This is a genomic window from Marinobacter sp. L-13 (assembly GCF_056857715.1).
In genome coordinates this window covers 1-26,453 of the sequence record NZ_JBSXNQ010000046.1, presented here as the reverse complement: position 1 = coordinate 26,453, position 26,453 = coordinate 1, and the positions used below count along the sequence as shown (strand labels likewise).

At 56.7% G+C, this 26,453-nt stretch carries 30 protein-coding genes; 14 read left to right on the top strand and 16 right to left on the bottom strand.

Annotated elements, in window-relative coordinates; all coding sequences use genetic code 11:
* The first annotated feature begins 21 nt into the window (after positions 1-21).
* The 3 genes from AC13DD_RS06265 (at position 22) to AC13DD_RS06255 (ending at position 2,417) form a co-directional block, all read left to right on the top strand.
* Entirely contained in the window at positions 22-741 is a 720-nt protein-coding gene (locus tag AC13DD_RS06265; RefSeq protein ID WP_008172429.1) for a DnaJ domain-containing protein, read from the top strand.
* A 107-nt stretch (positions 742-848) separates the two neighbouring features.
* A complete protein-coding gene (locus AC13DD_RS06260; RefSeq protein WP_273068993.1) occupies positions 849-1,643 on the top strand; it encodes a transporter substrate-binding domain-containing protein in 795 nt (264 codons plus the stop codon).
* Positions 1,644-1,727: 84 nt separating this feature from the next.
* Complete coding sequence (locus AC13DD_RS06255; protein WP_008172425.1) at positions 1,728-2,417, top strand: type 2 periplasmic-binding domain-containing protein; 690 nt, start codon at positions 1,728-1,730, stop codon at positions 2,415-2,417.
* Between the two features lie 53 nt (positions 2,418-2,470).
* Here the strand turns inward: AC13DD_RS06255 and AC13DD_RS06250 are convergent, their stop codons facing one another.
* From AC13DD_RS06250 to AC13DD_RS06235, 4 genes are all read right to left on the bottom strand, one after another.
* Positions 2,471-4,369, bottom strand: coding sequence for a PHA/PHB synthase family protein (locus tag AC13DD_RS06250; RefSeq protein ID WP_273068990.1), 1,899 nt, complete (start codon positions 4,367-4,369; stop codon positions 2,471-2,473).
* A gap of 25 nt (positions 4,370-4,394) precedes the next feature.
* Positions 4,395-5,138, bottom strand: coding sequence for a 3-oxoacyl-[acyl-carrier-protein] reductase (gene fabG / locus AC13DD_RS06245; RefSeq protein WP_053112845.1), 744 nt, complete (start codon positions 5,136-5,138; stop codon positions 4,395-4,397).
* A gap of 108 nt (positions 5,139-5,246) precedes the next feature.
* The gene (locus tag AC13DD_RS06240) at positions 5,247-6,464 is read right to left on the bottom strand and encodes a polyhydroxyalkanoate depolymerase (protein ID WP_482930995.1); all 1,218 of its coding nucleotides are present in this window, start codon (positions 6,462-6,464) and stop codon (positions 5,247-5,249) included.
* Positions 6,461-6,790, bottom strand: a complete 330-nt coding sequence (locus AC13DD_RS06235; protein WP_008172419.1) for a 2OG-Fe(II) oxygenase — start codon at positions 6,788-6,790, stop codon at positions 6,461-6,463. Before AC13DD_RS06235 ends, AC13DD_RS06240 begins: the two co-directional genes overlap by 4 nt.
* A 110-nt stretch (positions 6,791-6,900) precedes the next feature.
* Here AC13DD_RS06235 and mtgA point away from each other — a divergent pair, with 110 nt between their 5' ends.
* Positions 6,901-7,593: a monofunctional biosynthetic peptidoglycan transglycosylase gene (gene mtgA, locus AC13DD_RS06230; RefSeq protein WP_008172418.1), complete on the top strand. Its 693-nt coding sequence runs from the start codon at positions 6,901-6,903 to the stop codon at positions 7,591-7,593.
* 96 nt (positions 7,594-7,689) lie between these two features.
* A complete protein-coding gene (locus AC13DD_RS06225; RefSeq protein WP_008172417.1) occupies positions 7,690-8,169 on the top strand; it encodes an NADAR family protein in 480 nt (159 codons plus the stop codon).
* Positions 8,170-8,209: 40 nt separating this feature from the next.
* On the opposite strand, the gene tenA is transcribed toward AC13DD_RS06225, so the two are convergent.
* From tenA to AC13DD_RS06210, 3 genes are all read right to left on the bottom strand, one after another.
* Positions 8,210-8,878: a thiaminase II gene (gene tenA, locus AC13DD_RS06220; protein WP_008172416.1), complete on the bottom strand. Its 669-nt coding sequence runs from the start codon at positions 8,876-8,878 to the stop codon at positions 8,210-8,212.
* A 24-nt stretch (positions 8,879-8,902) separates the two neighbouring features.
* Complete coding sequence (locus tag AC13DD_RS06215) at positions 8,903-9,115, bottom strand: hypothetical protein (RefSeq protein WP_008172415.1); 213 nt, start codon at positions 9,113-9,115, stop codon at positions 8,903-8,905.
* Positions 9,116-9,225: 110 nt separating this feature from the next.
* Positions 9,226-10,128, bottom strand: a complete 903-nt coding sequence (locus tag AC13DD_RS06210; RefSeq protein ID WP_008172414.1) for a DMT family transporter — start codon at positions 10,126-10,128, stop codon at positions 9,226-9,228.
* 112 nt (positions 10,129-10,240) lie between these two features.
* Between AC13DD_RS06210 and AC13DD_RS06205 the strand changes: the two genes are divergently transcribed.
* Genes AC13DD_RS06205 through AC13DD_RS06195 form a run of 3 tightly spaced genes read left to right on the top strand, consistent with a single transcriptional unit; the run spans position 10,241 to position 12,285 of the window.
* Positions 10,241-11,104 (top strand): LysR substrate-binding domain-containing protein, encoded by an 864-nt coding sequence (locus AC13DD_RS06205; protein WP_041645483.1) that lies wholly within the window; start codon positions 10,241-10,243, stop codon positions 11,102-11,104.
* Between the two features lie 57 nt (positions 11,105-11,161).
* Positions 11,162-11,809, top strand: coding sequence for a DsbA family oxidoreductase (locus tag AC13DD_RS06200; RefSeq protein ID WP_482930994.1), 648 nt, complete (start codon positions 11,162-11,164; stop codon positions 11,807-11,809).
* Between the two features lie 20 nt (positions 11,810-11,829).
* Positions 11,830-12,285, top strand: coding sequence for a DUF4112 domain-containing protein (locus AC13DD_RS06195; RefSeq protein ID WP_088556532.1), 456 nt, complete (start codon positions 11,830-11,832; stop codon positions 12,283-12,285).
* A 14-nt stretch (positions 12,286-12,299) separates the two neighbouring features.
* Here AC13DD_RS06195 and codA read toward each other — a convergent pair whose 3' ends face one another.
* From codA to codB, 3 genes are read right to left on the bottom strand one after another with little or no spacing between them, the layout of a single operon-like run.
* Positions 12,300-13,556: a cytosine deaminase gene (gene codA / locus AC13DD_RS06190; protein ID WP_482930993.1), complete on the bottom strand. Its 1,257-nt coding sequence runs from the start codon at positions 13,554-13,556 to the stop codon at positions 12,300-12,302.
* A 29-nt stretch (positions 13,557-13,585) separates the two neighbouring features.
* The gene (locus tag AC13DD_RS06185) at positions 13,586-14,209 is read right to left on the bottom strand and encodes a PucR family transcriptional regulator (RefSeq protein ID WP_273156155.1); all 624 of its coding nucleotides are present in this window, start codon (positions 14,207-14,209) and stop codon (positions 13,586-13,588) included.
* Entirely contained in the window at positions 14,210-15,493 is a 1,284-nt protein-coding gene (codB, locus tag AC13DD_RS06180; protein ID WP_219120550.1) for a cytosine permease, read from the bottom strand.
* Positions 15,494-15,755: 262 nt separating this feature from the next.
* On the opposite strand from codB, the gene AC13DD_RS06175 reads away from it, so the two are divergent.
* The 4 genes from AC13DD_RS06175 (at position 15,756) to AC13DD_RS06160 (ending at position 20,533) form a co-directional block, all read left to right on the top strand.
* Positions 15,756-18,263, top strand: coding sequence for a hypothetical protein (locus AC13DD_RS06175; RefSeq protein ID WP_286810988.1), 2,508 nt, complete (start codon positions 15,756-15,758; stop codon positions 18,261-18,263).
* Positions 18,264-18,276: 13 nt separating this feature from the next.
* Positions 18,277-18,921, top strand: coding sequence for an OmpA family protein (locus AC13DD_RS06170; RefSeq protein WP_424006212.1), 645 nt, complete (start codon positions 18,277-18,279; stop codon positions 18,919-18,921).
* Between the two features lie 108 nt (positions 18,922-19,029).
* The gene (locus tag AC13DD_RS06165; RefSeq protein ID WP_482930992.1) at positions 19,030-20,124 is read left to right on the top strand and encodes a GGDEF domain-containing protein; all 1,095 of its coding nucleotides are present in this window, start codon (positions 19,030-19,032) and stop codon (positions 20,122-20,124) included.
* Positions 20,125-20,140: 16 nt separating this feature from the next.
* Positions 20,141-20,533 (top strand): DUF2784 domain-containing protein, encoded by a 393-nt coding sequence (locus tag AC13DD_RS06160; protein ID WP_062781449.1) that lies wholly within the window; start codon positions 20,141-20,143, stop codon positions 20,531-20,533.
* A 13-nt stretch (positions 20,534-20,546) separates the two neighbouring features.
* Here AC13DD_RS06160 and AC13DD_RS06155 read toward each other — a convergent pair whose 3' ends face one another.
* Positions 20,547-20,750, bottom strand: coding sequence for a DUF3185 family protein (locus tag AC13DD_RS06155; protein WP_014578027.1), 204 nt, complete (start codon positions 20,748-20,750; stop codon positions 20,547-20,549).
* 129 nt (positions 20,751-20,879) lie between these two features.
* Positions 20,880-21,506, bottom strand: a complete 627-nt coding sequence (locus AC13DD_RS06150; RefSeq protein ID WP_459423149.1) for a class I SAM-dependent methyltransferase — start codon at positions 21,504-21,506, stop codon at positions 20,880-20,882.
* 104 nt (positions 21,507-21,610) lie between these two features.
* On the opposite strand from AC13DD_RS06150, the gene AC13DD_RS06145 reads away from it, so the two are divergent.
* Positions 21,611-22,513 carry a LysR family transcriptional regulator gene (locus AC13DD_RS06145; RefSeq protein ID WP_482930991.1) on the top strand — a complete coding sequence of 301 codons (903 nt, stop codon included), beginning with the start codon at positions 21,611-21,613 and terminating at the stop codon, positions 22,511-22,513.
* Here AC13DD_RS06145 and AC13DD_RS06140 read toward each other — a convergent pair.
* Together AC13DD_RS06140 and pdxR are read right to left on the bottom strand one after the other, a co-directional pair.
* Positions 22,434-23,162 (bottom strand): class I SAM-dependent methyltransferase, encoded by a 729-nt coding sequence (locus tag AC13DD_RS06140; RefSeq protein WP_482930990.1) that lies wholly within the window; start codon positions 23,160-23,162, stop codon positions 22,434-22,436. The genes AC13DD_RS06145 and AC13DD_RS06140 overlap by 80 nt on opposite strands.
* On the bottom strand, positions 23,159-24,592 hold the full coding sequence (gene pdxR / locus AC13DD_RS06135) for a MocR-like pyridoxine biosynthesis transcription factor PdxR (protein WP_482930989.1): 1,434 nt from the start codon (positions 24,590-24,592) through the stop codon (positions 23,159-23,161). Before pdxR ends, AC13DD_RS06140 begins: the two co-directional genes overlap by 4 nt.
* A gap of 107 nt (positions 24,593-24,699) precedes the next feature.
* On the opposite strand from pdxR, the gene AC13DD_RS06130 reads away from it, so the two are divergent.
* The gene (locus tag AC13DD_RS06130; protein WP_288367597.1) at positions 24,700-25,302 is read left to right on the top strand and encodes a pyridoxamine 5'-phosphate oxidase family protein; all 603 of its coding nucleotides are present in this window, start codon (positions 24,700-24,702) and stop codon (positions 25,300-25,302) included.
* Positions 25,303-25,322: 20 nt separating this feature from the next.
* On the opposite strand, the gene AC13DD_RS06125 is transcribed toward AC13DD_RS06130, so the two are convergent.
* Positions 25,323-25,685 carry a hypothetical protein gene (locus tag AC13DD_RS06125; RefSeq protein WP_482930988.1) on the bottom strand — a complete coding sequence of 121 codons (363 nt, stop codon included), beginning with the start codon at positions 25,683-25,685 and terminating at the stop codon, positions 25,323-25,325.
* Between the two features lie 217 nt (positions 25,686-25,902).
* On the bottom strand, positions 25,903-26,247 hold the full coding sequence (locus tag AC13DD_RS06120; protein WP_482930987.1) for a hypothetical protein: 345 nt from the start codon (positions 26,245-26,247) through the stop codon (positions 25,903-25,905).
* Positions 26,248-26,453 lie beyond the last annotated feature (206 nt).

Sequence of the window (26,453 nt, the reverse complement as noted above, 5' to 3'; positions counted from 1 at the left end):
CGTTGTGCCCGGGGTATTTGAGTGCCTTTAACGCTTGTTGCCATCGTTGTCGCGGTTGTGGCCTGGGTGTGGTTGCGCAATCAGCCTGCCAGTCAGCGCAATGCCGCCATTCTCAAGCTGGCCCTGCTGGCCGGTATCGGCATCGTCGTCTTGCTGGCTGTAACCGGGCGACTGCATTTTGTCTTCGCCGGTTTGGCCTTTCTCTATCCTCTGTTGCGTCGCCTGCTGCCATCTCTATTGCGTGGCGGGCTCGGTCGCGTGGCTGGCGGTGCCGGACCCAAGTCGGGCAACCAGTCCCATGTTTCCAGCGATATTCTGGAAATGACTCTGGACCACGACTCGGGAATCATGAGCGGCAAGATCATCAAGGGCCCGATGGAAGGGAGAGAACTGGCGGAGCTAAGCGAAAGCGATTTCCTCGAGCTATTGCGCTATTGCCGCGGCCAGGACGAGGATTCTGCCCGGCTACTTGAAACTTACCTGGATCGCCGGTTCGGAGACTCCTGGCGAGCAGACGATGAGGCGGCCTCTGAAAGCGATCCGTCGGGCGGCAGTGGCAATACGAGCGGCCCGCTTACCGAGAGCGAAGCGCTGGACATTCTGGGGCTCGAGCCCGGAGCCAGTCGGGAAGAGATCATCAAAGCCCATCGGAGGATGATGCAAAAACTTCACCCGGACCATGGTGGCAGCAATTACCTGGCGGCGCGCATCAATGAGGCCAAGGAGTGTCTTCTGGGCTGAGTTGCATCCTGGTTTGCAGGCATATGCTCAGAGTGATTGCCTGCACGCCCGGATAAGGATATTGTTCAAAAACTGAACTTTTTAGCCCGAGGTGAGAAGACAGCGGTTTGAAGATTTCAACGCTCGCCCATTTCTTTTTATTTCTTCTGCCAGGATTCCCTTTGGCTGCGAATTCGGAGCCACTGCCGCGGCTTAAAGTTCTCGCTGCTCAGATACCGGGTGCAGCGGAGCCAAGTCTCGAGGGGCGAGATATAGAATTGGTTTTGGCGACCTTCGATGAGTGCGGATTTGAGGCCGAATTCATCATGCAGCCCTATGAGCGCCATGCAAGGACCTACAGGGATCGTCAGGACTTCGATGCTATTGCCACAGTACCTTTGCACTGGCGTCTTCCCGGTTATTCCACATCCGCCTACATCTGGTACCAGAACGGAGCTTTCTACAATCACTCCCGTGTCGGGCCGATTGAAAGGGTCAAAGACCTGGCCGGTCTCAACGTGGTGACGTTCCGTGAAGGGGTCGATGTGCTGGGGATCAGCGATAACGTACCTGAATTTGCCTCGCTCACCGAAATCGCCGATCAGACCATTCACTCCCGGCTACTGTTTATGGGCCGGGTCGATGCGATTCTGGCCGACGGATTCGTGGTCGCGGAAGTGAATCGGAGAATCTTCAACAAGAAGCGCCGCGGTGAAAGCTGGCCCTCGCAGTCTGATGCTTTTCGTTTCGCGCCAATCTTTAATCCGGCGCCGCACAAGATGGTTTTTCGGAACCCCGCATTCGCCGCAGCCTTTGATCAATGCTTCGACGATTTGCGGCAATCGGGTGTGATTGGTCTCATCAATCAGAAATACATCGATAAGTATCAGAATGTGCTACGTTTCAGGTATCTAGGACGTTAAGTACAGGTCCGTATGGAAAGGTAAGCGAACCTGGACGACCCTGATCGCAGGAAATTCATGCGTTCAGTCCCATGGAGTGGAGCGATGGTTCGGTCACACTGTGCAGTCTTCATCAGCCTGCAGATCTTCTTTTCCAGCCTTGCGGCCGCCTCGGTTCCTGTCGCCGTTGGTGAAGGGTTGCAGGGCGTGATCGGGTACTCCGATGGCAAGCTCCATGGGTCCCTGGCGCCGCTCTACGAATGTATCTTTGATCGCGCTGACATCCAGCCCCAGTTTATTCAGGTGCCTCTGAAAAGAGGGCTGGGGTATTTGCACTCGGGAGAAGTCTCGATGGTTCTGCCCCTTGCCCAGAGTGAGCGTCGGGACAGAATCGGCGAGTTCGCCGGTGAGTTGTTTTCGGCGGACTATGTTTTTGTCTCGAATCGCCAACTTCCGCCGATATCTGAAACCTCGGGCCTTAAATATGGGCTGCCTCGGAGTTTTGTTGGTGAACAGTTCATTACCGACGAAAACCCGAGAATCGAAGAAGTCACAGAGTGGTCCCAACTGGTTGCCATGCTTCACTATGACCGCCTGGATGCGGTCGTATTGCCGGCGCTTCTGGTGGAGGATCTCTTTGGTCCTGATGTGGTCAAGGTATTCCAGCAAACAGCGGGAACCCTCCCGGTTTCGCTTTACCTGTCTCGAGCGAATCTGGACAGCGAGGATGTGGGCAAGATCAAACGCGCAGTCAGGAGTTGTCGCGCCGGTGACCTGGTTTCCGAGCTGCGTTAGGGAGCTTTCGCCGGCCCGCTATTCCAGAGTTTCCCGCTCAGTCCACGGATGCTTCACTGCGTGACTTTCTCAGGTGATGGCGTTTTCTGCTTCGCGGAACCCGATTTCCCGCGTTGCGGTTGTCGCCGCTTCCGGACCGCCGGGCTTGGTGGTGCCGGCTCGTTGCGCAAGTAAGCCCCGGGCGCCGGTTCAATCACCGGCAGATTGCCTTCTCCCGGAATGCGAGCCTTAATCTTACCGCCACCGAACTGCTCGGCCCAAGCCACCCAATCTGGCCACCAGGAACCTTCAAACTGCTCGGCACCTTTCAGCCATTCCTCTGGATTGGCCGGGTTGTCTTCGTTGAGGCGATAACCGTACTTCTTTTTCTCGGGCGGATTGATGATGCCGGCAATGTGCCCTGAACCGCCGAGGACAAAACGCAACGGGCCGCCCAGGTTACGTGCGCCTTTGTAGCAGGAGATCCAGGGTGCGATGTGGTCTTCAATCGCAGATGCAAAGTAGGCGGGGGACTTCACCTTTCGCAAATCGATCGGTGTACCCGCTAGAGTAATACCCCCGGGCTCACGCAGCCGGTTGTTCAGGTACATATTGCGGAGGTAAAAGCTGTGCATGGCCGCTGGCATGCGGGTGGCGTCCGAGTTCCAGTACAACAGGTCAAAGGGCGCCGTGTCGCGGCCGAGAAGGTAATTATTGACGAAAAAAGACCATATCAGGCTGTTGGCACGTAGCATGTTGAAGGCCGTTGCCATGGAAGCACCTTCAAGATAGCCCTGTTTGTTCATGGCCTTCTCGATTTTGGCAATAGAGTCCTCGTCGATGAAGACTTCGAGATCGCCGACTTCCGAGAAATCCATCATGCTGTTGAGAAACGTCGCACTTTTTACGCGATCATCCCCGCGAGCGGCCAGCCAGGCGAGCGTGCAACCAAGCAGAGTGCCGCCGATGCAGTAGCCGACGGTATTGATTTCCCGCTCACCCGTCGCCTGCTCGATGGCATCCATGGCGGCGACCGGACCTTCGAGCATGTAGTCCTCAAAGGTCTTGTGTGCCAGCTCTGGCCCGGGATTTACCCAGGAAACCACAAACACGGTGTGGCCCTGTTCCACCCAATAACGAATGAAGGATTTTTTCTCGCCAAGATCGAGGATGTAGTACTTGTTGATCCAGGGCGGTATCACCAGCAAAGGCCGGCGATGAACGGTCTCGGTGGTCGGCCGGTACTGGATGAGTTGCATCAGATCGTTCTGGAACACCACGTCGCCGGGTGTGTTGGCCAGATTGTCGCCCACCTCAAAGGCGTCCGGGTCGGACATGCGGAAAGGCATCGGGCCCTTTCCCTCGTCCAGATCACGCAGCAGGTTTGCCAGGCCTCGCAGGAGGTTCTTGCCCCGTGTCTTAACGGTTGTGCGCAACACTTCCGGATTGCTCAGAACGAAGTTGCTTGGGGCGAGGGCATCGGTCATCTGGCTGGCGAAAAAACGGACTTTCCGCTTATCGTGATCGTCCAGATCCCTGACATCGTCAATGGTGTCCATAACCCAGCGAGTTGACAGTAAATAGGCCTGCTTGACGGCGTTGAAGGCTATGACGTCGTTCCAGGCCTGATCCCGGAAGCGGCCGTCGCCGGGCTCCGGTTCGGCTACGGTCAGTGGTTTCTTGCCAATACCGCTGGCCAGCAGGCCAGACCAGAACAGACTGGTGTCCTTGATCAGTCGCATCTGCGCGAACAGAAGCGTGTCTGGCTGGGTTGCAAGCTTGCCGGTCAGGGTGACAAAGGGTTTGGTCATGCTCCCGACGCTGGCCGGATTCGGCGGGCCACCGCGCAAACGGCGCATTATGGAGCGCTTGAGCAGGTGACCACCATGAACACCCACTCGTGCCAGAGAGCGGCTTACCACATTGGGTTCGAAGTCAGGCGTTGATTGCTTTTTTATTGGTTTATCAGCCATTTTTTCGCCTTCTGTCTTTCAAGTGTTACATGTAAACGCCGCCGTTAACGTTGATCTGCTGGCCGGTGATGTAATCGCCTTCCGCGGCCAGGAAGACCACGGCGCGGGCAATTTCCTCCGGCTTGCCAAACCGACCCATGGGAACCCTGGCAATGATCTGTTCACGGATATTCTCCGGGACCTGGGCCAGCATTTCGGTTTCCGTGAAGCCCGGGGCAATGGCGTTGACCGTAATGTTGTATTTGGCCATTTCCAGTGCCAGGGTCTTGGTAAACGCGATAATGCCGCCCTTGCTGGCCGCATAGTTGGCTTGCCCGAAGTTGCCGGCCTGCCCGACGAAAGACGTGATGTTGATGATGCGGCCGTACTTCTGGTCCATCATGATTTTCAACACTTCCGAGCAGGTGGCGTAGACGCTGCCCAGGTTGGTATCCAGGACGTCGTTCCAATCGTCGTCGGTAAGCTTCTTCATGGACTTGTCTTTGGTGATGCCGGCGTTGTTCACCAGAATGTCTATGCGGCCCCACTCGTCCTGAACCTGACGAACCAGGCTCCGCGCTTCCGGCATCTTCGAGAGGTCTGCTTTGAAGGCAAGTGCCCGGACGCCGGTGGCCTCGATTTCCCTGGCAACTTCGTCGCCTTCAGGCTGACGTGAGCGGTAGTTGATGGCGACATCGGCGCCGCGTTGAGCAAGCTGAAGTGCGATGTGACGACCGATGCCGCGTGAGGCACCGGTTACGAGGGCGACCTTGCCCTTGAGGTCTTGCATGAAGTCCTCCCTGGAGCGGTAGCCCGCTCTGGTTGTTATTCCTTATTATTAATCACCTCATTCAAGCTAGCAGAGCACCTGAGTCGCGACAAGAAAATGTGATACCTGTCACGCTTCGCGGATGAATGTCTTGAGCCGAGGGGCAATGGATTCGCGCCATTGGCTGCCATTGAAGACACCGTAATGGCCAACCCCCTCTTGCAGATGGTGCAGACGCCTGGCGTCCGGGATATTCACGCATAGTTTATGGGCGGCCCGGGTCTGCCCGGGGCTGGAAATGTCGTCTTTCTCGCCTTCAATCGTCATCAGTGCTGTTTTTTCGATAGCCGCCGGATTCACTTTTCGGCCTCGGAGCATGAAGCAGCCCCGGGCAAGGTGAAACTCCTGGAAGACACGCTGGATGGTGTCCAGGTAATAGGTGGCCGGAAGATCCATGACCGCGAGGTATTCGTCATAGAATTCACGATGACGTCTGATCTTTTCGACTTCCTTGTCACGCATGGACTTGAACAGGCCCCGGTAGGCATCAACGTGGCGGTCGAAGTTCATGTTCACGAACCCGGTCAGTTGCAGAAAGCCGGGATAAACCTTCCGCATGGCCCCCGGATAGGGCGCGGGTACCGGGTGAACCAGGTTGCGCCGGAACCACGCGAGATTGTGTTTGGTGGCCAGTTCGCAGGGTGCGGTGGGATCAATACGTCCGTCGATGGGGCCGCTCATGAGGGCCAGCGAGCGCGGTGTCGCCGGGTTTTTATCTTCGGCCATGAGGGCGGTGGCTGCGAGCACCGGCACTACGGGCTGGCAAACCGCCAATACATGTGTGTCTGGCCCAAGCTGTTCAATAAAATCGATTACATAGTCGATATAGTCGTCCAGCCCAAAGTCGCCAGCCGACAAGGGGACACGACAGGCATCACGCCAGTCGGTGATGTAGACGTCGTGGTCTGGCAGCATTTCCTTGACGGTACCCCGCAGCAGCGAGGCAAAGTGTCCGGAAAGCGGCGCAACGATCAGGAGTTTCGGGTCATCAGGCCGCGATACGCTGCGCTGGAAATGCTTGAGCTGGGCAAAGGGTTTGCGCTGGAGGATGACTTCACTGACGTCCACCTTTTCCCCATCGCACACTGTTGAGTGCAGATTGAAGGCCGGTTTCGGGTAGCGCCGGGTCAGGTCGCCGAACACGCCATAGGCGGAGGCAATGCTGCGAGCGCCCGGTAAGCGGGACAAGGGGCTGAGGGGATGTCTGAGCAGTTTACTCTGTGCGTCTGTCGCGATACGCAAGGGCATCAGCGCTGCGCGGCTCATTTCATGGGCAAAATACATCATGATACTGTCCTGCTTGAGTTATGGAGTCCGGAAGTCAACGCAAAACTCAACAGCCATCGATTTCCGCGCTCGATCTTTGATACCCGATGCTGATAGAGATCCGGGCGAAACAGATACAATCTTCCAAAAAGGTTGAAAATGTTCTTGTCGCAAATGAATTCGCCACCGGCCTTGGGTTTGGCCAGAACCCAATTGAGTTTGTAGAGCCGGCCCTCGGAGACCATGTCCACGTGCGGGCCTACCTTGTGGCCTTCTGGATATCGGACCAGGTATATATTCAGGCGTCTGGAATGAAAGAGAATCCGGGTTTTTACTTTTGCAGGCATGGTAGTGGCATACGCTCTTGCAGAATCGCTATCAGCAGTTTGCGCGCTGTGCGGCCCGTTGGTCAATTATGGCCGGGAACTCGATCGTACAAAGATGAGGATTTGAACTGATGGCCAGAGCATCAGGTGGTCGCAAGCTTTTGCGATGGTTTTTGCTGCTATGCGCTGGCGCTATCGTGCTGGTCCTGTTGGTGGTTCTGATGTTCCGTTTCGTAAATCCACCCACCTCGGCCTTCATGGTGGGTTATCAGCTTCAGGGCACGAACAAATCCATCGCCCACGAATGGGTGCCCATGCGCGAGATCTCTCACTGGATGCCGCTGGCGGTAGTTGCCAGCGAGGATCAGCGATTCCCGCATCATGTGGGCGTGGATTTTGAGGCGGTTCGTCAGGCGCTCTCGGAGTATCGGGCCGGCGACGGGCTTCGAGGGGCCAGTACCATCACCCAGCAAACGGCCAAGAACCTCTTTCTATGGAGCGGGCGTAGTTTCATTCGCAAGGCCATCGAGGCGGGATTGGCGCTTATTATAGACGGCCTGTGGTCAAAACAGCGGGTACTGGAAGTTTATCTGAACATTGCCGAGTTTGGCCCAGGTATTTACGGGGTTGAAGCCGCAAGCTGGACATACTTCGGGAAGCCGGCGCGCCACCTCACTGAATATCAGGCTGCGCTGCTTGCCGCTGTACTCCCGAATCCGAAGGTTTTGAGTGTAAACGCCCCATCCTCTTATGTGCTGGAACGAGTGGCCTGGATTCGGGGCCAGATTGCACAGCTTGGTGCTGGATATCTGCGAGATCTCTAGTCTTGCAGATGAGCCGGTTTATTGGCGTGACCCCTGGCGCGTACTCGTTGATACTAGGGGTATTGCAGGACCACTTATTTCTAAAGGATCGCAAGAATGTCTCTCTTCCCCGACGACAACGGTGAGAACGACCTGTTCATGTCCCGAACAGATCCGGACAATCCGCTGGGCACCCATGCCCCTTACAGTTTCGAGCTGGAAGGCAAGGTCTGGCCAACCGTGGAACACTATTTCCAGGGCATGAAGTTCACCGACGACAACCGCCAGGAAAAGGTGCGCAACGCCGACACGCCCGGCAAGGCCGGAAAGCTAGGGCGCAAGCGCCACAAGAGCCTGCGGCGGGACTGGAAGCAGGTGCGCGAAACCGTTATGACACGGGGGATCTACGTGCGCTGCCGAACCCATCCCGAGCTGGCGGAGGCTCTGCTGGATACCGGCGACACGAAAATCGTTGAAAACAGCAATTTCGATTATTTCTGGGGCTGCGGCCGGGATCGTCGGGGCGATAACCGTTACGGAAAAGTGTTGATGAATGTGCGGGCCAGGTTGCGGGAGGAGCGGGCAGCGCAGGATTGAACTTCAACCTGCCCGCCACCTGCCGCACCAGTAGTGCAGGTCAATCGCTCTGCTTCAGGCCCATTTCCCAGAAATCGATTTCAAGCCGGGTGGCGTCGCTGAAAATCCGGGTTAGTTCCTTGAAGCGGGCAGGGGAGACATCGGCCAGTCGCTCATTGAGCCAGCTGATCTCAGCTCGCATCGCCTCCTGGAACTCGTCGCTCTCGTACATGGCGATCCAGGCATCGTAGGGGTTGTTCTCACCCCGAATCGTTTCCGCCCGGCTATTTAGCCAGTTGGCGATTTCACCGTAACCCACCATGCACGGTGACAGGGCCACGTGCAGGTCCAGCAGGTCGCCCCGGTTGCCGGTGTCCAGAACGTAGCGGGTGTAGGCCAGCGTGGCCCGGGCTTCCGGCAGGTCGGCCAGCTCTTGTTCGGAAATGCCCCATTCCTTGCAGTAGCTGACGTGCAGATCCAGTTCCACATCCACGATGGCCTGCAAACCCTCCTTGGCCTGGCGCAGGTCCGACAGGGTCCGGCTTTTATAGGCGGCCAGGGCAAAGGCACGGGCAAACTGGATCAGGAACAGGTAGTCCTGCTTGAGGTAATGCTGGAACGCTTCCGGCGCTAATGTCGCATTACCGAGTTGCTGCACAAAGCTGTGCTCGATGTAGGCTTGCCATTCGTTTTGGCAGCTCTTTTTCAGGTCTTCGAACTGATAAGGCATGCTTTCTCCTGGAGGACGATCGACTCAGTAACAGGAATTCGGTGACGAGTCCGGGTTGATTTCGCCGGCGACTTCTTCCGGATCAATGCCGTGACTGACCAGTACTTCCCGCACAAAATTCACCTGCGCGAGAATTCTGTCAGCATCGTCGCCGTATTCGAACCGATTGATTTCGACCGGTTGGGGCATGAAGGTAAAGGCGGTTTTCAGGGCGGTGAGCGTGTCTTCGTCGGCCATTGGCATACTCCTCTGCGGTTTGAGTTACACATGAGGAGTATACGCATGTCTTCCGGCAAAGGCCGATAGGCAGCCTTGGACTGGTCGTCTTGCTCGACGATGTGTCAGGTTCAGGCTCGCCGACGGCTGGCTGCCACCAGCGAACCAAGAACTACGAGCATCGCAGCCAGCGGAAGCCGCCAGTCTGGCGCGGCAATCCCGGCCAGTACCAGGAAAAGAGCGGCCAGCACAGGTACCGCATAGGCCAGGCTGCCCACCAGTGCGGTAGGGCCTTTCCTTAATGCCAGATCCCAGGCCACCATGGCCAGGCCATATGGACCCAGACCCAGGGCGACACCAGCGGCGAGCGCGGTTCCTGAAGGCAGCACATGGGCGGAGCCGGAAACGGTATCTGCGGCTGCGGCTCCGGCGCCAGCCAGAAGGAACAGGCCTGGCATGACAGGAGCGATCGCTACGGGTGTTGCCTGGCAGATCCAGGAGTAAAGAGCCCAGCAACCCCCAGCCAGAAGAGCCAGCCCGTAACCCGTCAGATTGCCCGAGAAACCATTATTCAGGGCCTCCGGGCCCAGCAGCAAAGCCGCGCCGGAAAAGGCAATCAGTGCCCCCGCAATAACCGGGAGGGCGATCCGCCGATGGAAGGCCCACTGGCTGATCAGGATGAACATGACCGGCCAGGTATAGGTGATCAATGACGCCTCTGCGGTGGGTGCCATGCCAAGCCCGGCCAGGTAGGCGCCGACCGCCCCCAGAACCAGCAAAGGCACAAGGCCGAAAATCACCAGTTTCCATTGCCAGGACACTTTCACAGATTTACGCGCTTCGCGGCTCCGGAAACTCATGGGCAGCACGGCCAGTGCGCCACTGATAAGGGCGATGGTCGTAAGCTGGAAGGGCGGGATGGAACGCGCTGCATCGACCAGCAAAGGGGCAACAGCCCAAAGAACGACGGCAACCAGAGCCGCGATGATGCTCAGGATGTTGGGCAGACGTATGGGCGCGTTGACAATCCTCATGGGCAGTCCTCCTTTAGCTGGTGTGTTGTGATCTGACAGCGGGAGGATATACTCGCTTGAGATATCACAAAAACAACGTTTATTGATTAAAAGCATCACAGGAGTTGATGAATTGCGTCCCCGTATTCTGGATCTGAACGTGCTGCAAACACTGGTGGCCATTGCCGACACGGGAACGGTAACCGCGGCGGCTGACCGGCTTGCCTATACCCAGTCAACTGTCAGCATGCAGTTGCATCGCCTGGAAGCCCTGTTGGAGGTGTCCCTTCACGAGCGAGAGGGCCGGCGTATTCGGTTTACCGCGGAGGGCGAGCAACTGATCGGTTACGCCCGGAAGATGCTGGCCCTTAACAACGAGGCACTGGATTCGCTAAGGCAGCGGCAGGTATCGGGGCAACTGAGCCTGGGTATCCCGGAAGACTATGCGTTTCTGCTGACCTCCGTTCTCTCCCATTTCAGCCAGCTGTTCCCGGCGGTTCAGCTGCAGGTTATCTGCGGATCAAGCGTCAGGCTGCTGGAGCAGGTGCAGGCTGGTGAGCTGGACCTGGCGGTTGTGACCCGTCAGACCCGCTCTCCCGGGGGCGAAGTGATTCGCCGGGAGCCATTGGTGTGGGCGGTTGGCGCCGAGAAACAGCCGTCCCTGACAGATCCCATTCCTCTCGCGCTTTACTCGCCGGGCGCTGATGTGTTCAGAGAGGTGGCAGAACAGGCGCTGTTTTCTGCGGGTCGGCAATGGCGCCTGGCTTACTCAAGCCAGTCGATGACAGGATTGATGCCCGTTGTCGTGGCCGGGTTGGCGGTGGTGCCCGTAACCCGCGATATGCTCACACCCCAGCTGCGGGTTCTGGACGAACGAAGCGGTATGCCGGCCCTGCAATCCATCGAGATGGCCCTGCATCGGCCGTCGGGCCGTCCGACTGAACCGGCCCGGCAGATGGCAGAACTGATCCGGGAACATCTGGCGGGAGATGGCTGATCTGTCTCCGTGTTAGGCTGGCAGTATCATGTCTAAACGCAATAAACGGGATATCCCATGAAAACGATCAACATCGACATTGTTTCCGACATCGCCTGCCCCTGGTGCGCGATTGGTTATGCCCGCCTGGAACAGGCTATGAAACAGTTGGCGTCAGAGTATGAATTCGGCCTGCAATGGCACGCGTTTGAACTGAACCCGGACCACTCTGGCACGGGCGAGGCCATCCTCCCGGCCCTGGCCCGCAAGTACGGTCGAAGTGAGCAGGAAATGCGCGCGACCCAGGATCAGATGATGACGATCGCGAAAGATCTGGGCCTCAACTTTGAGAAAATGCAGGAGCGCTTCACCTGCAATACCTTCGACGCCCATCGGCTGGTGAAGTGGGCGGCTGAGCAGGGCAAGCAGACGGAGATGAAGCAGGCGCTTTTCGAGGCTTACTTTGGAAAGGCGGAAGACGTTTCAGACCAGGACGTGTTGCTGGCCTGTGTCGAGAGCCTGGGGCTGGACCGCGGGAGGGCAAAGCAGATTCTGGATTCCGATGAATTCGCCAACGTGGTCCGGGAGGACGAAGCGACCTACCAGCAGGCCGGCGTTTCTGCGGTGCCGGCCTTCATCGTGAACGGTAAGTACCTGATTTCCGGCGCCCAGGAACCGGATACCCTGGTACAGGCATTCGAGGAAATCGGCGCAAAGCCTGAGTGAGCGCCTGAACTGGAGAGGAAATGCCGAAACCATCCGAAGCCCGGCAACGGGCCATTCTGGCACGGCTGGATAAGTTCAGCCGCTTTACCGATAGCAACATCGCTATTCCGTTCACCAATGTACGGATTGGCGCGGAGGCCGTAATTGGCCTGCTGCCCGTGGTCGGGGACGCCGTGGGCCTGGTCCTGGCCGGATACGTACTGGTGGAAGCGCAGCGAGCAGGCGCCACCAAGGCGGTGAAGATGCGCATGTTGCGGAACATGGGCATCGACTTTCTCGGCGGGCTGTTGCCAGTGGTAGGCGATGCCTTCGACGCGGTTTACAAAGCTAACACCCGCAACACCCGTCTGCTTCGTAACTACCTGGAAAAGGAGTTGGCGATTGAACCTCCGCCTCCGCCTTTCCCCTGGCGGACCGTGATTGGTTTATCCGTGCTGTTCGCTGTGGTGACCGGCGGCCTCACGCTTTTATTCTGAGCCGCACACTGCTCTTAAAGCATCAGGCCGGCTTCCGGATGGCAGGCCTCCCGCCGGACCAGCACCTGCCCGTCCCTTACAGACGCCAGAACCGGTCGCTGCCCGAGTAGCACTTCATAGGGCGTGGCCCCCTGAAGAACCACGCACCGTGCTGGCATCCCTTCGTCAAGGCCATACTCATCAAGGTCAAGCGCAGCCGCGCCATTCTCGGTGATCAGCTCCAGTGAACGGTCGATCCAGCTCATGCCCAGCATATGGCAGGCGTGCAGGCCGACATCAAGGGTCCGGAGCATGTTGCCGTTGCCCATTGGATACCAGGGGTCGCGAATTGAGTCCTGGCCAAAGGCGACTTTCAGTCCGGCATCAAGCAGCTCGGGGACCCGGGTGATGCCTCGGCGTTTGGGGTAGCTGTCGAATCGGCCCTGCAAATGCAGGCTTTCAGTGGGCATGGAAAGAAAGCGCAGGCCTGACTTTTTCAGCAATCGAAACAGGCGGCTGCAGTAGGCATCGTTATAGGAGCCCATTGCACAGGTATGGCTGGCGGATACCCTGGAACCGTAGTCGAGTCTCAGGGCCTCGGCGGCCAGAACTTCGAGGAACCGGGATTCCGGATCATCAATTTCGTCGCAGTGAACATCCACCAGTCGGTCGTTTTTATGGGCAAGTTCCATCAGCCAGCGAACCGACTCTGCACCGTAATCCCGGGTAAACTCGAAGTGGGGAATGCCACCCACCACATCAGCACCGAGACGCACGGCTTCCTCCATGAGCTCACGCCCGTTTTTGAAAGACCAGATGCCCTCCTGGGGAAACGCGACGATCTGCAGGTCAATGAAGGCTGCGGTCTGTTCGCGAACCTCAAGCATGGCCTTGAGGGCAGTCAGGTTCGGATCGGTCACATCCACGTGGGTACGCACGTACTGGATGCCATGGGCGGCAAAGAGCTTCAGCGTCTGGCTGGCGCGGCTGATCACATCGTCGTGGCTCAGGGTTGTCTTGCGCTCGGACCAGCATTCAATGCCTTCGAACAGGGTGCCGCTCTTGTTCCAGCGCGGCTCCCCGGCGGTCATGGCAGCGTCGAGATGGATGTGTGGCTCCACGAAAGGGGCTGTGACCAGATTTTCTCCGGCATCCAGTTCGCCTTCATTGACGGTGGTATTTTCGGCTTGGGCGGTGATACCTGAAAATCGTCCGTTGCTGATCTCAAGCCGGAATAGCCCATCCCGGCCCTGTAGACGTGCGTTCGCTATTGCGTTCAATGGTTTAGTCATTTTATCTCCGGTCAGTGGCTAACCCGCATCTATGGTCTCAGTAGCAGGTGTGCCAGTAACAGTGTTCTGAATTGTTCTGTCGGGGTGCCCTGGCCAGGCATTGATTCACTGAGCTGGTTCATTCTGTTGCGTACTGTGTTCCTGTGACAGCCCAATGCTTCTGCCATCGCGCTCTGGTTGCCCCGGCAGGTAATCCAGGCATCGAGCAAGTCTGCATAATCGGCCAGGATGGCTTGATCCATCTGCTCAATCGATGTGTGTTCGGACCAGACAATGGCCCTGCCGATGGCTTCCGTGACTTCCACCATGGGCAGAGAATAGGGCTGTTCGAACAGAGGTATCGCAAGCTCGTCGGCCAGCCGGCATAACGTGTTGGGCAGTTGACCGATGTAAGCATCTCCGGTCAGGACAACGAGTCCGGAGACATTGCATTCCTTGCCCTCATACAGGCATTCCGCCAGATTCTGGGGGCTGCGATGTCGGCTGATGCCGGTAACAAAAACCAGTTCGCCACCTTTGACCCAGCTCTTGAACGAACGGTTTTCCGCTACATAGGGCCAGCGTACCGGGTTATCCCCGGCGGACTCCCCGCCCCGGAGCCGAATGGCATCCAGGCCGGGGAGGTGTGGCACGTTCCGGCATCGCAGGGTCACTCAGATCGCTCCCATCACCTGGGCTTTACGCTCACGGACCGCTTCGCTGACAACCAGAATAATGCTGTAGCTCAGGGCCGCGACGAGAACACCCACAATGGGCGCAATCCAGGGAGAAGTATAGGCGGCTGCGGAGCCGATGGCGTAGGCCGCGAGCCCAGGGAAGTTGAAGGCTGGCAGCGTAACCGTGGTCAGGTCCGGATACTGGCGTTTATAGCCGACAAAGTAGCTTGCCATGATGACTCCACCGATCGGCGGGATAAAGGTGCCAAGCAGAACAAGGAACGGGATCAGCCATTCGTACATGCCCAGTACCGCCAGAACTGTCCCGATCGCGGCACCAGCAATGGTCACCGATTTTCGGCGGCGGGTACGGATCAGGTTGCAGCCCGCGACCGCAAAGTTGTAAACCGTGTTGTCCTGGGTGGTCCAGAGATTCAGGAACAGCATCAGGATACCGAGTGTGGCGAGGCCCTGGGCGACCATGATGTCGACGATGTCGGCTTGCTGGTAAACGAGGGCACCAAAGGCGCCGATCAAGGTCATCAGACCGTTGCCAAGGAAGAACGCAAGCAATGTGGCGATCACAGCGGTTTTGCCGGATTTCGCGAAGCGGGTCCAGTTGGTGGCCTGGGTGCCGCCACTGACAAAGGTGCCGAAGACCAGCGTGATTGCAGCTGCAACGCTCATCTCATTGGTCGGGGTAATAGCCAGCAGCCCGGACAGGCCGCCGGCATCGGATGTGGCGATGGACATACTGACGGCGACCAGAATAATCATGGCGGGGACGGCAACCCTCGATAGCCACTCCAGTCCTTGGTAACCGATAAACGCAGTAACACAGAAGGCGAACCCGAACAGCACCATCAGCGGTGTTGTCATCCCTTCCGGCATCCCGGTGAGTTTGACCAGCAGAATTGCCATAGTGGCCGTGCCCCAGGCGTACCAGCCAATCTGGGTGAAACCCAGAATAAAGTCGGACAGCTTGCTGCCCAGCTCGCCAAAGGTGAACCGGCTCATTAGGGCTGTGTTCAGGCCAGTCTTCGCGGCGATATAACCCAGCCCTGCTGCGTACAGCCCCAGCAGCAGATTGCCGACCGCCAGAACCATCAGCATTGTGGAAAAGTCGAAGGCAACACCAACGCTGCCACCAGCCCACATGGTGGCGGTAAAGAAAGTAAAGCCAAGGAGCACCAACCCCATGGACCAGACGCTTTTGCGCTGATCCATGGGAACCGGGCTTAAGGGATAATCCTGTTCTTTGGGTGTAGGTTCAGTGGTCATGACGATCTCTCCGTGTCTTGGGTAACACCAAGGGAGTTGGCAACGTTTGTGCCATGGAGGCTTATCGGGTCGAATCTTGCGGCGCAGTCCGCCAGATATTGTGTATAGTGCACAAAGGCACTGTTGAAGAGCCGTTGGCAGGAACCTCTCTGCTTCAATACGGTGCGATCTGGAGCCGGAGTTACTCCTTTGGTGCGTCGGGCGACGGCAGCAAACTGGACTACACTTCCAATTACTCCTTTGGCGAGAAGGAATTCACTCAATGACCAGGCGCGTTGCCAGCTACACCCTGTGGGTTGCCATCGCACTTGGCATCGCTCCGGCTGTGGTTACTGGCCACATTTCTCCTTTTTCCATGTTTGACGAGCGCTTTGGGCTTGAGGTTGAAAGCCTGATGTTCCTTCCCCCAGAGCTCTGCCTTGTCGTTTTCGTTGTTGGAATCGCGGCGTGCGTTGTTCTGCGACGCTTTGTCCTGATGCCACTGCTTTTGCCCTGGTTGGCGCTGGTCTTTTTCCCTCCTGAGAAGCTGACTGAACCGTTTCCAAGCGCCTGGGATGCCCAGGAGAGGCTCTACGAAAATGAAAAGCTCGCCAGAGAAAGTGCTGAGCTACCGGACCTGGACTCACTCCGAAGCAGGATTGGTGACATAGATCATACGGACACGGGGCTGTTCCGTTTCGAGCGCGCCGAACTACTGAGCGAGTTGGACCAGCTTTCAGAACGGAGTGGTGCCTGGGACACGAACGTCAGCCAGCGGGCTGCCAAGATTGCTGTTCAGATAACGGCATTGAGGCTGAAGATCGCTCAGGCTAACTCGCACCTGAGTATGATTGATAAGTCGCTGCGTGATCTGGCCATAGTCTCGCGTTTCAGCCTTGGACTGGCGAACAAGGTGTTGGGGGAGAAGCTCAGGCAAGGGCGAAACAAGGTTATCCGTCACCGTAATGCCCTGGAAACCACTCGCCGGGCATTGAGAGTGGAGCTGACATCGATCCAAACAGCACGATCGGATACTGAGCAGGCTCTGACACAGCTGCGGGACCTTGATGCACGAATCAGCACCTATCTCTGGGCAAGTGATGCTTACAGGGCCTGGCAGATTTCCATGACTTACAAACTGCTGTGTCTGGCAGTGTTGGTGGCTCTGCTCTGGGTCTTTCCTATGGGATCTACGGTTTACCTGTCGCTTCTGGGTGTTTCGCTGTTCGCCGCAGTGTTTTATTCAGAAGGCGCCCTGGGCTACAGGCTCTGGTTGATTGTTCAGTTCTTGATGCTTTGCTTCGCGCTGCGCATTGCGCGCTTGTTGGTACGGGAGAATTTCCCGTTGCTTCGCAGGCAGTCGGGACCTTTTCTATTGCAGACTTGCCGCAAAACACTGGTCTTCTACCTGCCGTTCCTGACGTTGCTGGCGCTTGGCCTGGCAGCCTCCTGGCAGGTTGATCGATGGGTCGATAACCAACTTTACAGTCTGGAATTCATGGCGGACTCCGACCCGAAAGCAAACCGGAGGCAGAACATCGATCGTGCGATCAGCGCCTATTTCGATGATCAGGAAGAGGCCGCTTTCAGAATGCTTGATGACCTTGACGCGAGGGCAAAATCGTCCCCGAAAGCCGTGGCTGCCGCAATGATGTCGTTCTATGAGCAAGAGGTGCCCAAGACCTTGCCTGATGTAGAGCCAGAAATGGCACCACCGGGTTGTAGTGGTTTCCTGCCCTGGGTTTTCCAGACGGCGTCATGCGCAGAAACGTCGGTCAAGGAACCGCTGAACGAGGCCTATGCTGAAAAGCGCGAGTCGCAGCGCCAGAGCCTTGATCGCGCAACGCAGGGCTATGCGGAGCTTGCCACAAGCGGTGCCGGCAACCTTGTTGATGTTGCCCGCGAGGATTTGAGTGCGACTTTCCATGATATGGAAACGGCCATAAAGACGCAGTTGAGCGTGATCTACGCTGTTGTTGATATCTATTCCTGGGTTTCATGGTTCGTGTTGATCCTCGTTGTCATCAAGAGTCTGATGTACATTTTTGCGCGGGTATTTTTTGGAGCGAAGGTTGATGGCGAGCGTGTGATTCAGTTTGAGCCACAGTCAGAGCCCGGACAGTCCGGCGGGGTGCGAGAGGTGTCAGACCGTCTCGATCTCACGCCAGATATGGGAGAGCTGATATACGTTAGCAAACGCTATGATTTCGCCAATGCGCCGCCTGATGAGGTGACTCCGCAGGCCCAAAAGGCCTTCTTCTCCCGCTTCTTGCGCGGGGCCTGGCACATGAACCGGGTATGGACAGGCGCCCGCGTTGGCGGGGCCGCACCATATCGTCGGTTACCCGCCGATGAACGGATTGTGGTCTGGACCCTCAAGCCAGGTGATGCTGTGATCTTTTCCTGGAGGCAGTTCGTGGGGATGAGTGAGCGTATCGGTCTTCGCACCCGGTATAGCTGGCAGCTGGCCTCTTTAATATTCGGGCGGATGTTTTATGTGGTTGCTTTTGTACCCTCTGATGCCGTGGGCGATGGCACCCTGTTGCTTTCTGCCCGCGGCAGTGACGGCACAGATGGCGAGGAGAGTCCCAGCAACAGTCCGGACCAGCTGCTCGCATGGCAGACCACCACCCGATTCGGGATGCATGCCAATTTGAGTTTCCGGAACGTTTACCGCAGCGGCGTCCAGATCCGTGCACTCAACAAAGATCTGGCTGTCATGCATTCCAACGTGCAGCGTCAGCGATCAGGGGCCGCACGGTTTCTGACTTGTTTTTTCCTGCCGGTATAACGGGGTAGCCGCCATGAGAAGTGCTCTAACCGCGATCGGATTCATACTGGTGGCGATCGTTTTTTACATACTCTGGACCAACCTGAGCGCGCGCATTATCGCGATTGAGTCTGATACTGGCAGTTATATCTATAGCGAACCGGATAGTGCCGACGTGATCGACCGGTCGGTTCAAGGCCCGGATATGGGCGCGTTGAATGCCAGGCTGGCTAACCTGGAGGCGTTGCAGAAGCAAAATGCAGACGCAATAAAAAGTCTGTCTGAACGCCTCGACCGTTTCGAGGCTGCCATCTGCCGCGGTGACGACTGTGGTCGCAGAATGCTGATCCGGGAAACGGTTTTGTTTGCCCTCAATGACAGTACGCTCAGTGAGCAGGCCAAAGACCGGATTAATCGTCTCATGGAAGGCGTCAAGGAAGGTGCTCTCATCTCGCTCAGGGGGCAGGCAGACGCCGTAGGGGATGAAACCTACAATTACCTGCTTTCGCTACGCCGTGCAGCGGCGGTTAAGCAATATCTCGATACTCTGCTGGCGGAGTCGGGGCAAACTGGTGATCTTCTTATTACGATTGATGGCACAGGGGAGGCCCTTTCGGGAGGATCCGACGAATCCGAAAACCCGGCCCGTCGAATGGTGGAAATCCTGATTTTTGAGTGAGGTGTGTGGGAAAATTGTACAGGTCGTACCTCGTTTGATTCGTTTATTTGCTGGTGGTCAGGGCGAGAATTTGTTTAGACTCGGCAGGTACAGGGAATAAAGTGCGTTGTGAGCTCCATTTTTATGCCGACTCCCTCGGTTGAAGCGAATACGGTATCCCCCCGCGACATGCTCATGCTGCGACTCTCCATCGTGGTGGGTGGCATTCTGATCTCCCTGTTCATGATTGGTGATCTTCAGTTGATCCCGCCGGATCTGGCGAGCGCCTACATAACGAACAGAGCCCTCATTCAGCTTCCGATTCTCGCAGGCCTGCTCGCCTTCACCTTCGTCCCGCAATTTCTTCGCTTTGCCCAGACCGCGTTTTTGGCGACTGTTCTGAGCATTACCTACGCCAATTACTACCTGATCCACGTGGCATGGGAGCAGGCAGCATTCAGCTTTCCTTACGAAGGGACGTTGCTGTACGCCTTCTTCGGTTTCTTTGTTTTTGGAATGAAATTCCATTACGCGCTGACCGCGATGGTGCTCAGTTCTCTGGGCTTTGTCGGCTTGATGCTCATGGATTCCGTTTACGGCGAGCGAACCTGGATGAACGCCGGGTTCGTGGCCGGCTCACTGTTTGTCGGTGTGATCGGCCGGCACAGGATTGATCGATTGCTGGGCCAGCTTCAGGAGGCCAACGAGCAGTTGGTTGGGCTGAGCACCATCGATGAACTGACCGATCTCTTCAATCGCCGGGCATTGATGAGTGAATCCGGGCGTTTGTTTGCCCGGCAGCGGCGCTCCAATCAGAGACTCGCTGTACTCATGATGGATCTTGATCATTTCAAGCAGTTCAACGACCACTACGGCCACCAGCAGGGTGATCAGGCTATTCGACAGCAGGCTGACATCATGAGGCAGGTATTCAAAAGACAGACCGATATCCTCGGGCGATACGGCGGCGAGGAATTCATGGCCGTGATTGAGGGCGAAGATGCCGACCGGTTTGAACTTCTTGCTGCAGAGGTTCTGAAACAATGGCAGGACCGCGCGGTTCCAAATGAGGATGGCCCCGATAGCAAGGAACTTAGCTGTTCCATTGGAATCTGTCAGGGCCTGGCCACCGAGTTTGATTCCATCGATGAAATGATTCGAAGGGCCGATGAGGCATTGTACCGCGCGAAAAAACAGGGTCGCGCCAGATACGTAATGGCCTAGTGGACGTCGAGTAGCGATGGATAGCCGCTGGTTACTGATCTTTGCTGATACGCTCCTGATCCTGCACACGATGCTGGTGGTTTTTGTCATCCTCGGGCTGGTGGCAACCTTTGCCGGCTATTTCTGCCAGTGGCGCTGGGTTCGCAATTTCTGGTTCCGTCTCAGCCACCTGATTGTGATTGGTGTAGTGGTTCTGCAATCCTGGCTCGGTGTGCTATGCCCGCTTACGACCTGGGAAATGGCGCTTCGGGCAAAGGCCGGGGAGGCGGGCTATGAGGGATCGTTTATCCAGCACTGGCTGCAGTCCATTCTGTATTACAGTGCGCCGGACTGGGTGTTTATTCTGGCCTACACGGTTTTCGGAGCGCTCGTCCTGGCCAGCTGGTTTGTGGTCAGGCCCGAGCGGTGAAAAACAGGCAGGATTATTTCTTGAAAAATGTCAGGAAAGCGCCGGCTGCAGCCGCGGCCGCCCCGCCGATCAGATACCACATGGTCTGGTCTGTAAAACGACCCGTGACCGTTTCGGACAACTGGTTCCCCAGTGACTGGGTTGATTGGTAGCCGAAATACAGCAGGCCGACGCCAACCACCAGCAAAACGATACCGACCAGCTTTGAACTTCCCATTGAATTCTCCTTCAGATTGAGGCCGCCATTCAGCGAGCCTTGGATTCAGGGAAGCTTGCCATCCCAGTGCGGGTTTTCCAACAGCTGTTTCAATCGATCGACATTGCTCTTCTGATGATGACCTCAGCCCTATTCTGGTTTCCTGGCGATCAGGAAGTAAACGTCTTTTGAGGTTTCAGGCACCCAGCGATAATCAATCTGGAATCCGGCGTACTCCAGATGCCTCTCCAACTGGCAACGGGACAAGAAATTTACATAGGGCGCGAGTCGCAGACCTCGGGCCAGGGACGCAACTGGTTTCAAATAGGGGCAAGTATCTTGAAGGCAGGCGGTGTTGCTGATGAACACTCCGCCAGGTTTCAACATGCTGAAAACCCGTTGTATCGCAACTTTGGGGTGTCGGAGGAGGTGCAGGATGTTCAACCCCAGGATCGCGTCGAACGCTTGCTGCCGATGTTGCATATCCTCAAGTGTGGCAACCACAAAGCGAAGGTTGTCGGCGTCTTTTCCTGCCTTTCGCTCTCGGGCGATGTCTATCATTCGGGAGGAGGCATCGGTTGCCAGGTAGCTGCGTACTCTGGGCGCGTGGATGAGGGCCGTTGATCCCGTACCACAGCCGAACTCCAGAACATCCATTTCCGGATTGAGATATTTCTGGGTGAGGGCGATCTTTCTCAGATAGGCGTTCTGGTCCGGGATGGGACGGCGGGCGTATCGAGCAGCGCTGCGGTTCCAGAAACGGATGGATGAATTCATGAGTTCGTCTCTCAGGGCGGTTGATTTAATTCCGGGAACAGATTCTATCTCTTCACTTCTGTTGGTAATATCGACAGAAATTTATTGCAGATATGCATATTTGAATGAATTGGCGAACCGTTAACTTCGATTGGAACCGAGCCCGCGCGTTCCTGGTGACAGCCGAGGAAGGATCCCTCTCTGCTGCAGCAAAGGCTCTGGGGGTTTCGCAGCCGACCCTCGGAAGACAGGTTGCGGCGTTGGAAGAGGAACTTTCTACGGCGCTATTTGAGCGGGGAGGTCGTGGGCTGGAATTGACTCGGAATGGCCTCGAACTGCTTGCCTATGTCCGAGCGATGGGAGAGGCCGCAAGCAGCCTCTCACTTGCGGCAACGGGTCAGGCGCAGTCCATTGAGGGCGAGATTGCGATTTCGGCATCTGAAATAACCGCCGCTTACATTCTGCCTCCTATTCTTCAAAGGCTCCGGTACCAGTATCCCGGAGTACGTATCAACCTTGTTGCCTCCAATGAGGCCAGCGATCTTCGCCGCCGTGCTGCGGACATTGCCATCCGGAACTTTCGACCCACAGAACCCGATCTGATTGCCCGCAAGGTGGGGGAATTCTCCGCGACTCTCTACGCCAGACCCGAAATCCTGGCTGATCTGCCATCGCCGTTGACCGACGATCTTTGTAAGGCTCCATTTATAGGCTTTCTTTCAAACAATGAGAGATACGTGGGAGCCCTGGCGCAGCGTGGCCTCACGCTGCGGGAAGAGCAATTCGTTGCCAGGACGGACAGCCATCTGGTGCATTGGCAAATGGCTCGGGCTGGCATCGGTATTGGCATGATGCCCGTTGAGTTGGGTGATGCAGAGCCTGAAGTAGAGAGAGTCTTCGAGGATAGGGTTTTCGGCAGCGATGTCTGGCTGGTATCACATCGGGAACTCAGGATGAACCTTCGGGTTCGGACGGTTTTCGATTTTCTGGCCGCTGAGCTTTCCGAGTATTTTGAACCACAAAAATAATCGATTGGGGCGGTTGGCCCTCGTTCGCAGGTTCCCTGATTTCTCCCAACGTCAATCCGGATGTCCTGAACAGATTGAGCCAACCGGCGAGCGTTCGGAAGTACCAGGGAGCCGGATCGCCGAAATCGCCGGGAAGGCCAGCCCAGGTTCCAGGCTTCCAGCCAGTGGCGTATTCTCCTTCATGGAAAAAGGCGACAGGGTGGAGAGTCTGGATGACGCACGCACCACCGGGATTGAGAAGTTTGGGCAGGGCCTTGAGAAACGCGTTCACCGAGGTGTCTCCCAGCAAGGCAAAGTTGTTCACAACAAGATCAAACGTGCCCAGATCGGCATTTTCCAGTTGTTCGTAGTTGAGGGCCCTGAAGTTTTCCTCTCCCTGTTGCCGGGCGTATTCGATCAATTCCGGCACGGCATCTGTTCCGGTGCCTCGGTAGCCAAGGCGCGTTACTTCTCTGATCAACCAGCCCTCGCCACATCCTGCGTCGAGAATTGAGCCACCCGAGGGGGCGTAATCTTCGATCACTCTTAAAACACTGCTGCTGGAGAGATTGCCCGGCGCTCGAATGCCCGCTTGTTCCACGGCCCTGATCCAGGGCGAGGCATTTGATTTCCATGCGGTAAGAATCTGTTTTTCGTACTTTGATGTCATGGTTTGGTGAGCCCCGATCGCAGGGTGTTGACGCATTCTCTGATCTCGCGCTCGTTGGCGCTCGCAAATCCCATTACGAGGCCGGTTCTGGAGGAATCTCCCAGAAAGTGCGCGCTCAGCGGTGTACTGCCAAATCCCCTGGCTTTCAACCATTGGCTGAGCGCCAGGTCGTCAAAATCTCCTTCAAGTACCAGGTGCATCCCCGCGCTTTCCGCCACCGGTTGAGCAAGTCCGCCGAGCTTTTTCGTAACCTCGCTCTGGAAGAGTTGCCATTTGTCCCGGTACAGCTGACGCATTCGCCGCAGATGGCGTGTGAACTGACCACTCTCAATGAATTCGGCGATGGTTGCCTGGACAAGAAGAGGGGTCTCTCCACCGCTAATCTGCTTAGCCCAGAGCAAGGGCTCGACCACCGCCTCCGGGACCACCAGATAGCCCACCCGTAATGCCGGCAGCAGAGTTTTGCTGAAACTGCCCATGTAGAGCACGGGTGCATTCTCGAACAGGCCCTGGATGGCGGCGAAGGGTTTGTTGTAGAAGTGGAACTCGCTGTCGTAGTCGTCCTCGATGATCCAGCATCCGTTTTGCTGGGCCCATTGCACCAGAGCCATTCGCTGGGAAAGGTCGAGGATGCCGCCCATGGGGTATTGGTGAGTGGGCGTGCAGAACAGGAGCCTGGCCCTGGCAGGTTCAAGGCCCTGCAACGCTTCCACATCCAGGACGTGGTTCCTGAGGGGGATTGGAATCGCGGGATTGCCCAGCCGGCCCAGCGCGTTCCGGGCGCCCCGGTATCCCGGATTTTCACACAGGATACTGTCGCCCCGTTGCAGGAAAACGTCGGCAATAAGCGAGAGCGCTTGCTGCGCGCCATTGGTGATTATGACTTGGTGTTCTTCGCAGCGAACACCGCGGGAGGTTCTCAGGTAGGCGGCGATGGCGTGTCTCAGGGGCTGATACCCCTGGATGCTGTCATAGCCCCGGAGAGACCGGCGGCTTTCCTGATGGTGCATGATCCGGTTCCAGCTGCGGATGGGAAACGCATCCAGGTCTGGCAAGCCCGGCTGGAATGGCAAACTGGCGTCTTCAACAGGCTTCGGTGTTCCCGCTGGAAGTGCCGGCAGCGGTGGAAAGTTCATGGAAACGCCACCGGGTTTCTTCAGGCCCGGTCCTGCGGGGTTTATCGCTGATTTGATGTCTTCATGGACAAAGATACCCTTGCCCGCTCGGCTTTGAAGAAAGCCCTCTGCCTTGAGCTGCTCATAAACGGCGTTCACCGTATTGCGGCTGATGCCAAGATCCTTCGCCATCTGGCGGCTGGGCGGAAGCTGGCGCCCGGGTGGGTAGCGCTGGTCGAGTATCCGTTCGGACAACCGTTGATACAGCTGATGCTGCAGCGGATGCGCGCTGTCCAGGCGAATATCATCAATCACATCAACTGGTCCTATCAAAAGTCACAATCTGGATCTTTAAATGGTATCAGAAGTGCCTTTCAATAGAAGTACATTTTGTGAAGTGCAAGACCGGAAAGGAGCTTCTGATGACAACGACTGATTTGGCCGGGCCCAAGGCTTCCCCGCTGACTTCCTGTCCACGCAGCAGGGTGCAGAGGGCGGTAAAGCGAGCCAGCTATGACAGGGAAACAGCCTACCGGCTGATTGATCGGCTCAAAACGGCGCATATAGGATTTGTGGAAGATGGCGAGCCTCGCATCATCCCGATCACGGCCTGGCGACTGGGCGACGACCTCTATGTGCACACGCTCAATGGTGGACGATTGTCCCGGCGTCTGGAATCGGGCGCATTGCTCTGCATTTCCTTCGCCGTGACAAATGAATGGGTGATGACAAAATCGGCGTTCAACCACAGTGCTAACTACGAGTCATTGGTGTTGTATGGACGGGCTGAGCCGGTATGTGACGATGCCGCCTTTGATGCCGCGTTCCGCGCGATCATCAACCAGATCGAGCCAGGGCGGTGGGAGCAGGTCAGGGCGCCGAATAACAAGGAGCGAAAGGCAACCGCGCTGTTCCGGATCCCAATTGATGAGGGAGCCTTCAAAAGCCGGACTGGTGGCCCGAATGATGATCCCGAAGATATGAGTCTGCCCGTGTGGCACGGATTGATACCTACCGGTGTTTAACGTGCCGATGTAAAGATACCTCAAGGGCCAGCCTGGTCTTTGGGAGCCATCTTCAAAAACAGGCCCAGGGATGCCAGCAGCAGGGCGGTACTGACGATGATGGCAACGGGATAATAGAGGTTGCCGGCGAGTTCCAACTGACTGTACTTGATGATCATGATCAGCCCTTCAAGCGACATGGCAACGCACACTGTTCCAATAAAACGCGGCAGTGTGCGTCTCATCATGGTTATAACGTCGTGGGATTCCGAGCGCCCGCTGTACTCGGAGCGTATCACCATTGCCAGCTCGTAGACAGCGAGAGCGATGATGCTGCCGTTAACGCCCTTGATCAGCGCCTGCATAAGCTGCTGGCCAGATTGAAGCGCGCTGATCACCTCCATTACAGTGGCACTGACCAAAGTGAAAGCAAGCACGAAAAAAACGAGTGAGAATAGTCGGGCGAATAGTGCCCTGACTGGAATAGCGGCCAGCATGTTGACCATATCAGTTAACCCTCAGCGTTGAGCAAGTCACGCGCAGGCTACTAACAAGAGAGGCAGATTTCGCTTACGGATTGCTCATTCGTTGGTAATTTCTGATCCCGTTGAAACGCCTGGATCAATAATAGAGAGAGGATGTTGTTCGGGTGCATACATAGTAGTTTCTTAAGCCGGCTGCGGACCATGATTCGAAGGAAATAAATCGTCCCGGCCACGCGATCGATTCGAAAGGCCACTCGCGATCCAGCCAATCAATGACTTCGTGTTCGATTAGCTCAGCAACCTCTTTATCAAGGTTGATGTGAGTCCACAGGTACGCTTCTACCTCGTGGCTCATGCTGGCGGTCGGGTAGATGTAAAGGCATCCAAGGCATGCCCGTTGGTCAGTGTCGAGGAGATGGTAGGCGAACGATTTGCCCAGCTCGAACTCTTTTGCATGCCATGCGAGGTCGGCCTCATTCATGGTTAGGGTAAGATTGCCTGGCGGCCAATCATCTTCGGGACCAAAGAGGTGCTTCAGTTTGCTCCGGCTAGGGGTCTGCGCGGCAGAAGTATTTTGAGCAAGTGACCCCGCCGCGTCGAATCACAGTTCGGCCCGAGAACGTATCCACAATATCCAGCCGAATAGAGTCTCGATTCTCTCTATTCAGTCAGTCAAGACGGTTATCA

What these genes read in the sequence shown, in the direction of transcription:
- AC13DD_RS06255 (WP_008172425.1), top strand. Translation starts at nt 1,728, where the DNA reads ATGGTTCGGTCACACTGTGCAGTCTTCATCAGCCTGCAGATCTTCTTT.
- AC13DD_RS06250 (WP_273068990.1), bottom strand. Translation starts at nt 4,369, where the DNA reads ATGGCTGATAAACCAATAAAAAAGCAATCAACGCCTGACTTCGAACCC.
- fabG (WP_053112845.1), bottom strand. Translation starts at nt 5,138, where the DNA reads ATGCAAGACCTCAAGGGCAAGGTCGCCCTCGTAACCGGTGCCTCACGC.
- AC13DD_RS06240 (WP_482930995.1), bottom strand. Translation starts at nt 6,464, where the DNA reads ATGATGTATTTTGCCCATGAAATGAGCCGCGCAGCGCTGATGCCCTTG.
- AC13DD_RS06235 (WP_008172419.1), bottom strand. Translation starts at nt 6,790, where the DNA reads ATGCCTGCAAAAGTAAAAACCCGGATTCTCTTTCATTCCAGACGCCTG.
- mtgA (WP_008172418.1), top strand. Translation starts at nt 6,901, where the DNA reads ATGGCCAGAGCATCAGGTGGTCGCAAGCTTTTGCGATGGTTTTTGCTG.
- AC13DD_RS06225 (WP_008172417.1), top strand. Translation starts at nt 7,690, where the DNA reads ATGTCTCTCTTCCCCGACGACAACGGTGAGAACGACCTGTTCATGTCC.
- tenA (WP_008172416.1), bottom strand. Translation starts at nt 8,878, where the DNA reads ATGCCTTATCAGTTCGAAGACCTGAAAAAGAGCTGCCAAAACGAATGG.
- AC13DD_RS06215 (WP_008172415.1), bottom strand. Translation starts at nt 9,115, where the DNA reads ATGGCCGACGAAGACACGCTCACCGCCCTGAAAACCGCCTTTACCTTC.
- AC13DD_RS06210 (WP_008172414.1), bottom strand. Translation starts at nt 10,128, where the DNA reads ATGAGGATTGTCAACGCGCCCATACGTCTGCCCAACATCCTGAGCATC.
- AC13DD_RS06200 (WP_482930994.1), top strand. Translation starts at nt 11,162, where the DNA reads ATGAAAACGATCAACATCGACATTGTTTCCGACATCGCCTGCCCCTGG.
- AC13DD_RS06195 (WP_088556532.1), top strand. Translation starts at nt 11,830, where the DNA reads ATGCCGAAACCATCCGAAGCCCGGCAACGGGCCATTCTGGCACGGCTG.
- codA (WP_482930993.1), bottom strand. Translation starts at nt 13,556, where the DNA reads ATGACTAAACCATTGAACGCAATAGCGAACGCACGTCTACAGGGCCGG.
- codB (WP_219120550.1), bottom strand. Translation starts at nt 15,493, where the DNA reads ATGACCACTGAACCTACACCCAAAGAACAGGATTATCCCTTAAGCCCG.
- AC13DD_RS06175 (WP_286810988.1), top strand. Translation starts at nt 15,756, where the DNA reads ATGACCAGGCGCGTTGCCAGCTACACCCTGTGGGTTGCCATCGCACTT.
- AC13DD_RS06170 (WP_424006212.1), top strand. Translation starts at nt 18,277, where the DNA reads ATGAGAAGTGCTCTAACCGCGATCGGATTCATACTGGTGGCGATCGTT.
- AC13DD_RS06160 (WP_062781449.1), top strand. Translation starts at nt 20,141, where the DNA reads ATGGATAGCCGCTGGTTACTGATCTTTGCTGATACGCTCCTGATCCTG.
- AC13DD_RS06155 (WP_014578027.1), bottom strand. Translation starts at nt 20,750, where the DNA reads ATGGGAAGTTCAAAGCTGGTCGGTATCGTTTTGCTGGTGGTTGGCGTC.
- AC13DD_RS06150 (WP_459423149.1), bottom strand. Translation starts at nt 21,506, where the DNA reads ATGAATTCATCCATCCGTTTCTGGAACCGCAGCGCTGCTCGATACGCC.
- AC13DD_RS06145 (WP_482930991.1), top strand. Translation starts at nt 21,611, where the DNA reads ATGAATTGGCGAACCGTTAACTTCGATTGGAACCGAGCCCGCGCGTTC.
- AC13DD_RS06140 (WP_482930990.1), bottom strand. Translation starts at nt 23,162, where the DNA reads ATGACATCAAAGTACGAAAAACAGATTCTTACCGCATGGAAATCAAAT.
- AC13DD_RS06130 (WP_288367597.1), top strand. Translation starts at nt 24,700, where the DNA reads ATGACAACGACTGATTTGGCCGGGCCCAAGGCTTCCCCGCTGACTTCC.
- AC13DD_RS06125 (WP_482930988.1), bottom strand. Translation starts at nt 25,685, where the DNA reads ATGGAGGTGATCAGCGCGCTTCAATCTGGCCAGCAGCTTATGCAGGCG.
- AC13DD_RS06120 (WP_482930987.1), bottom strand. Translation starts at nt 26,247, where the DNA reads ATGAATGAGGCCGACCTCGCATGGCATGCAAAAGAGTTCGAGCTGGGC.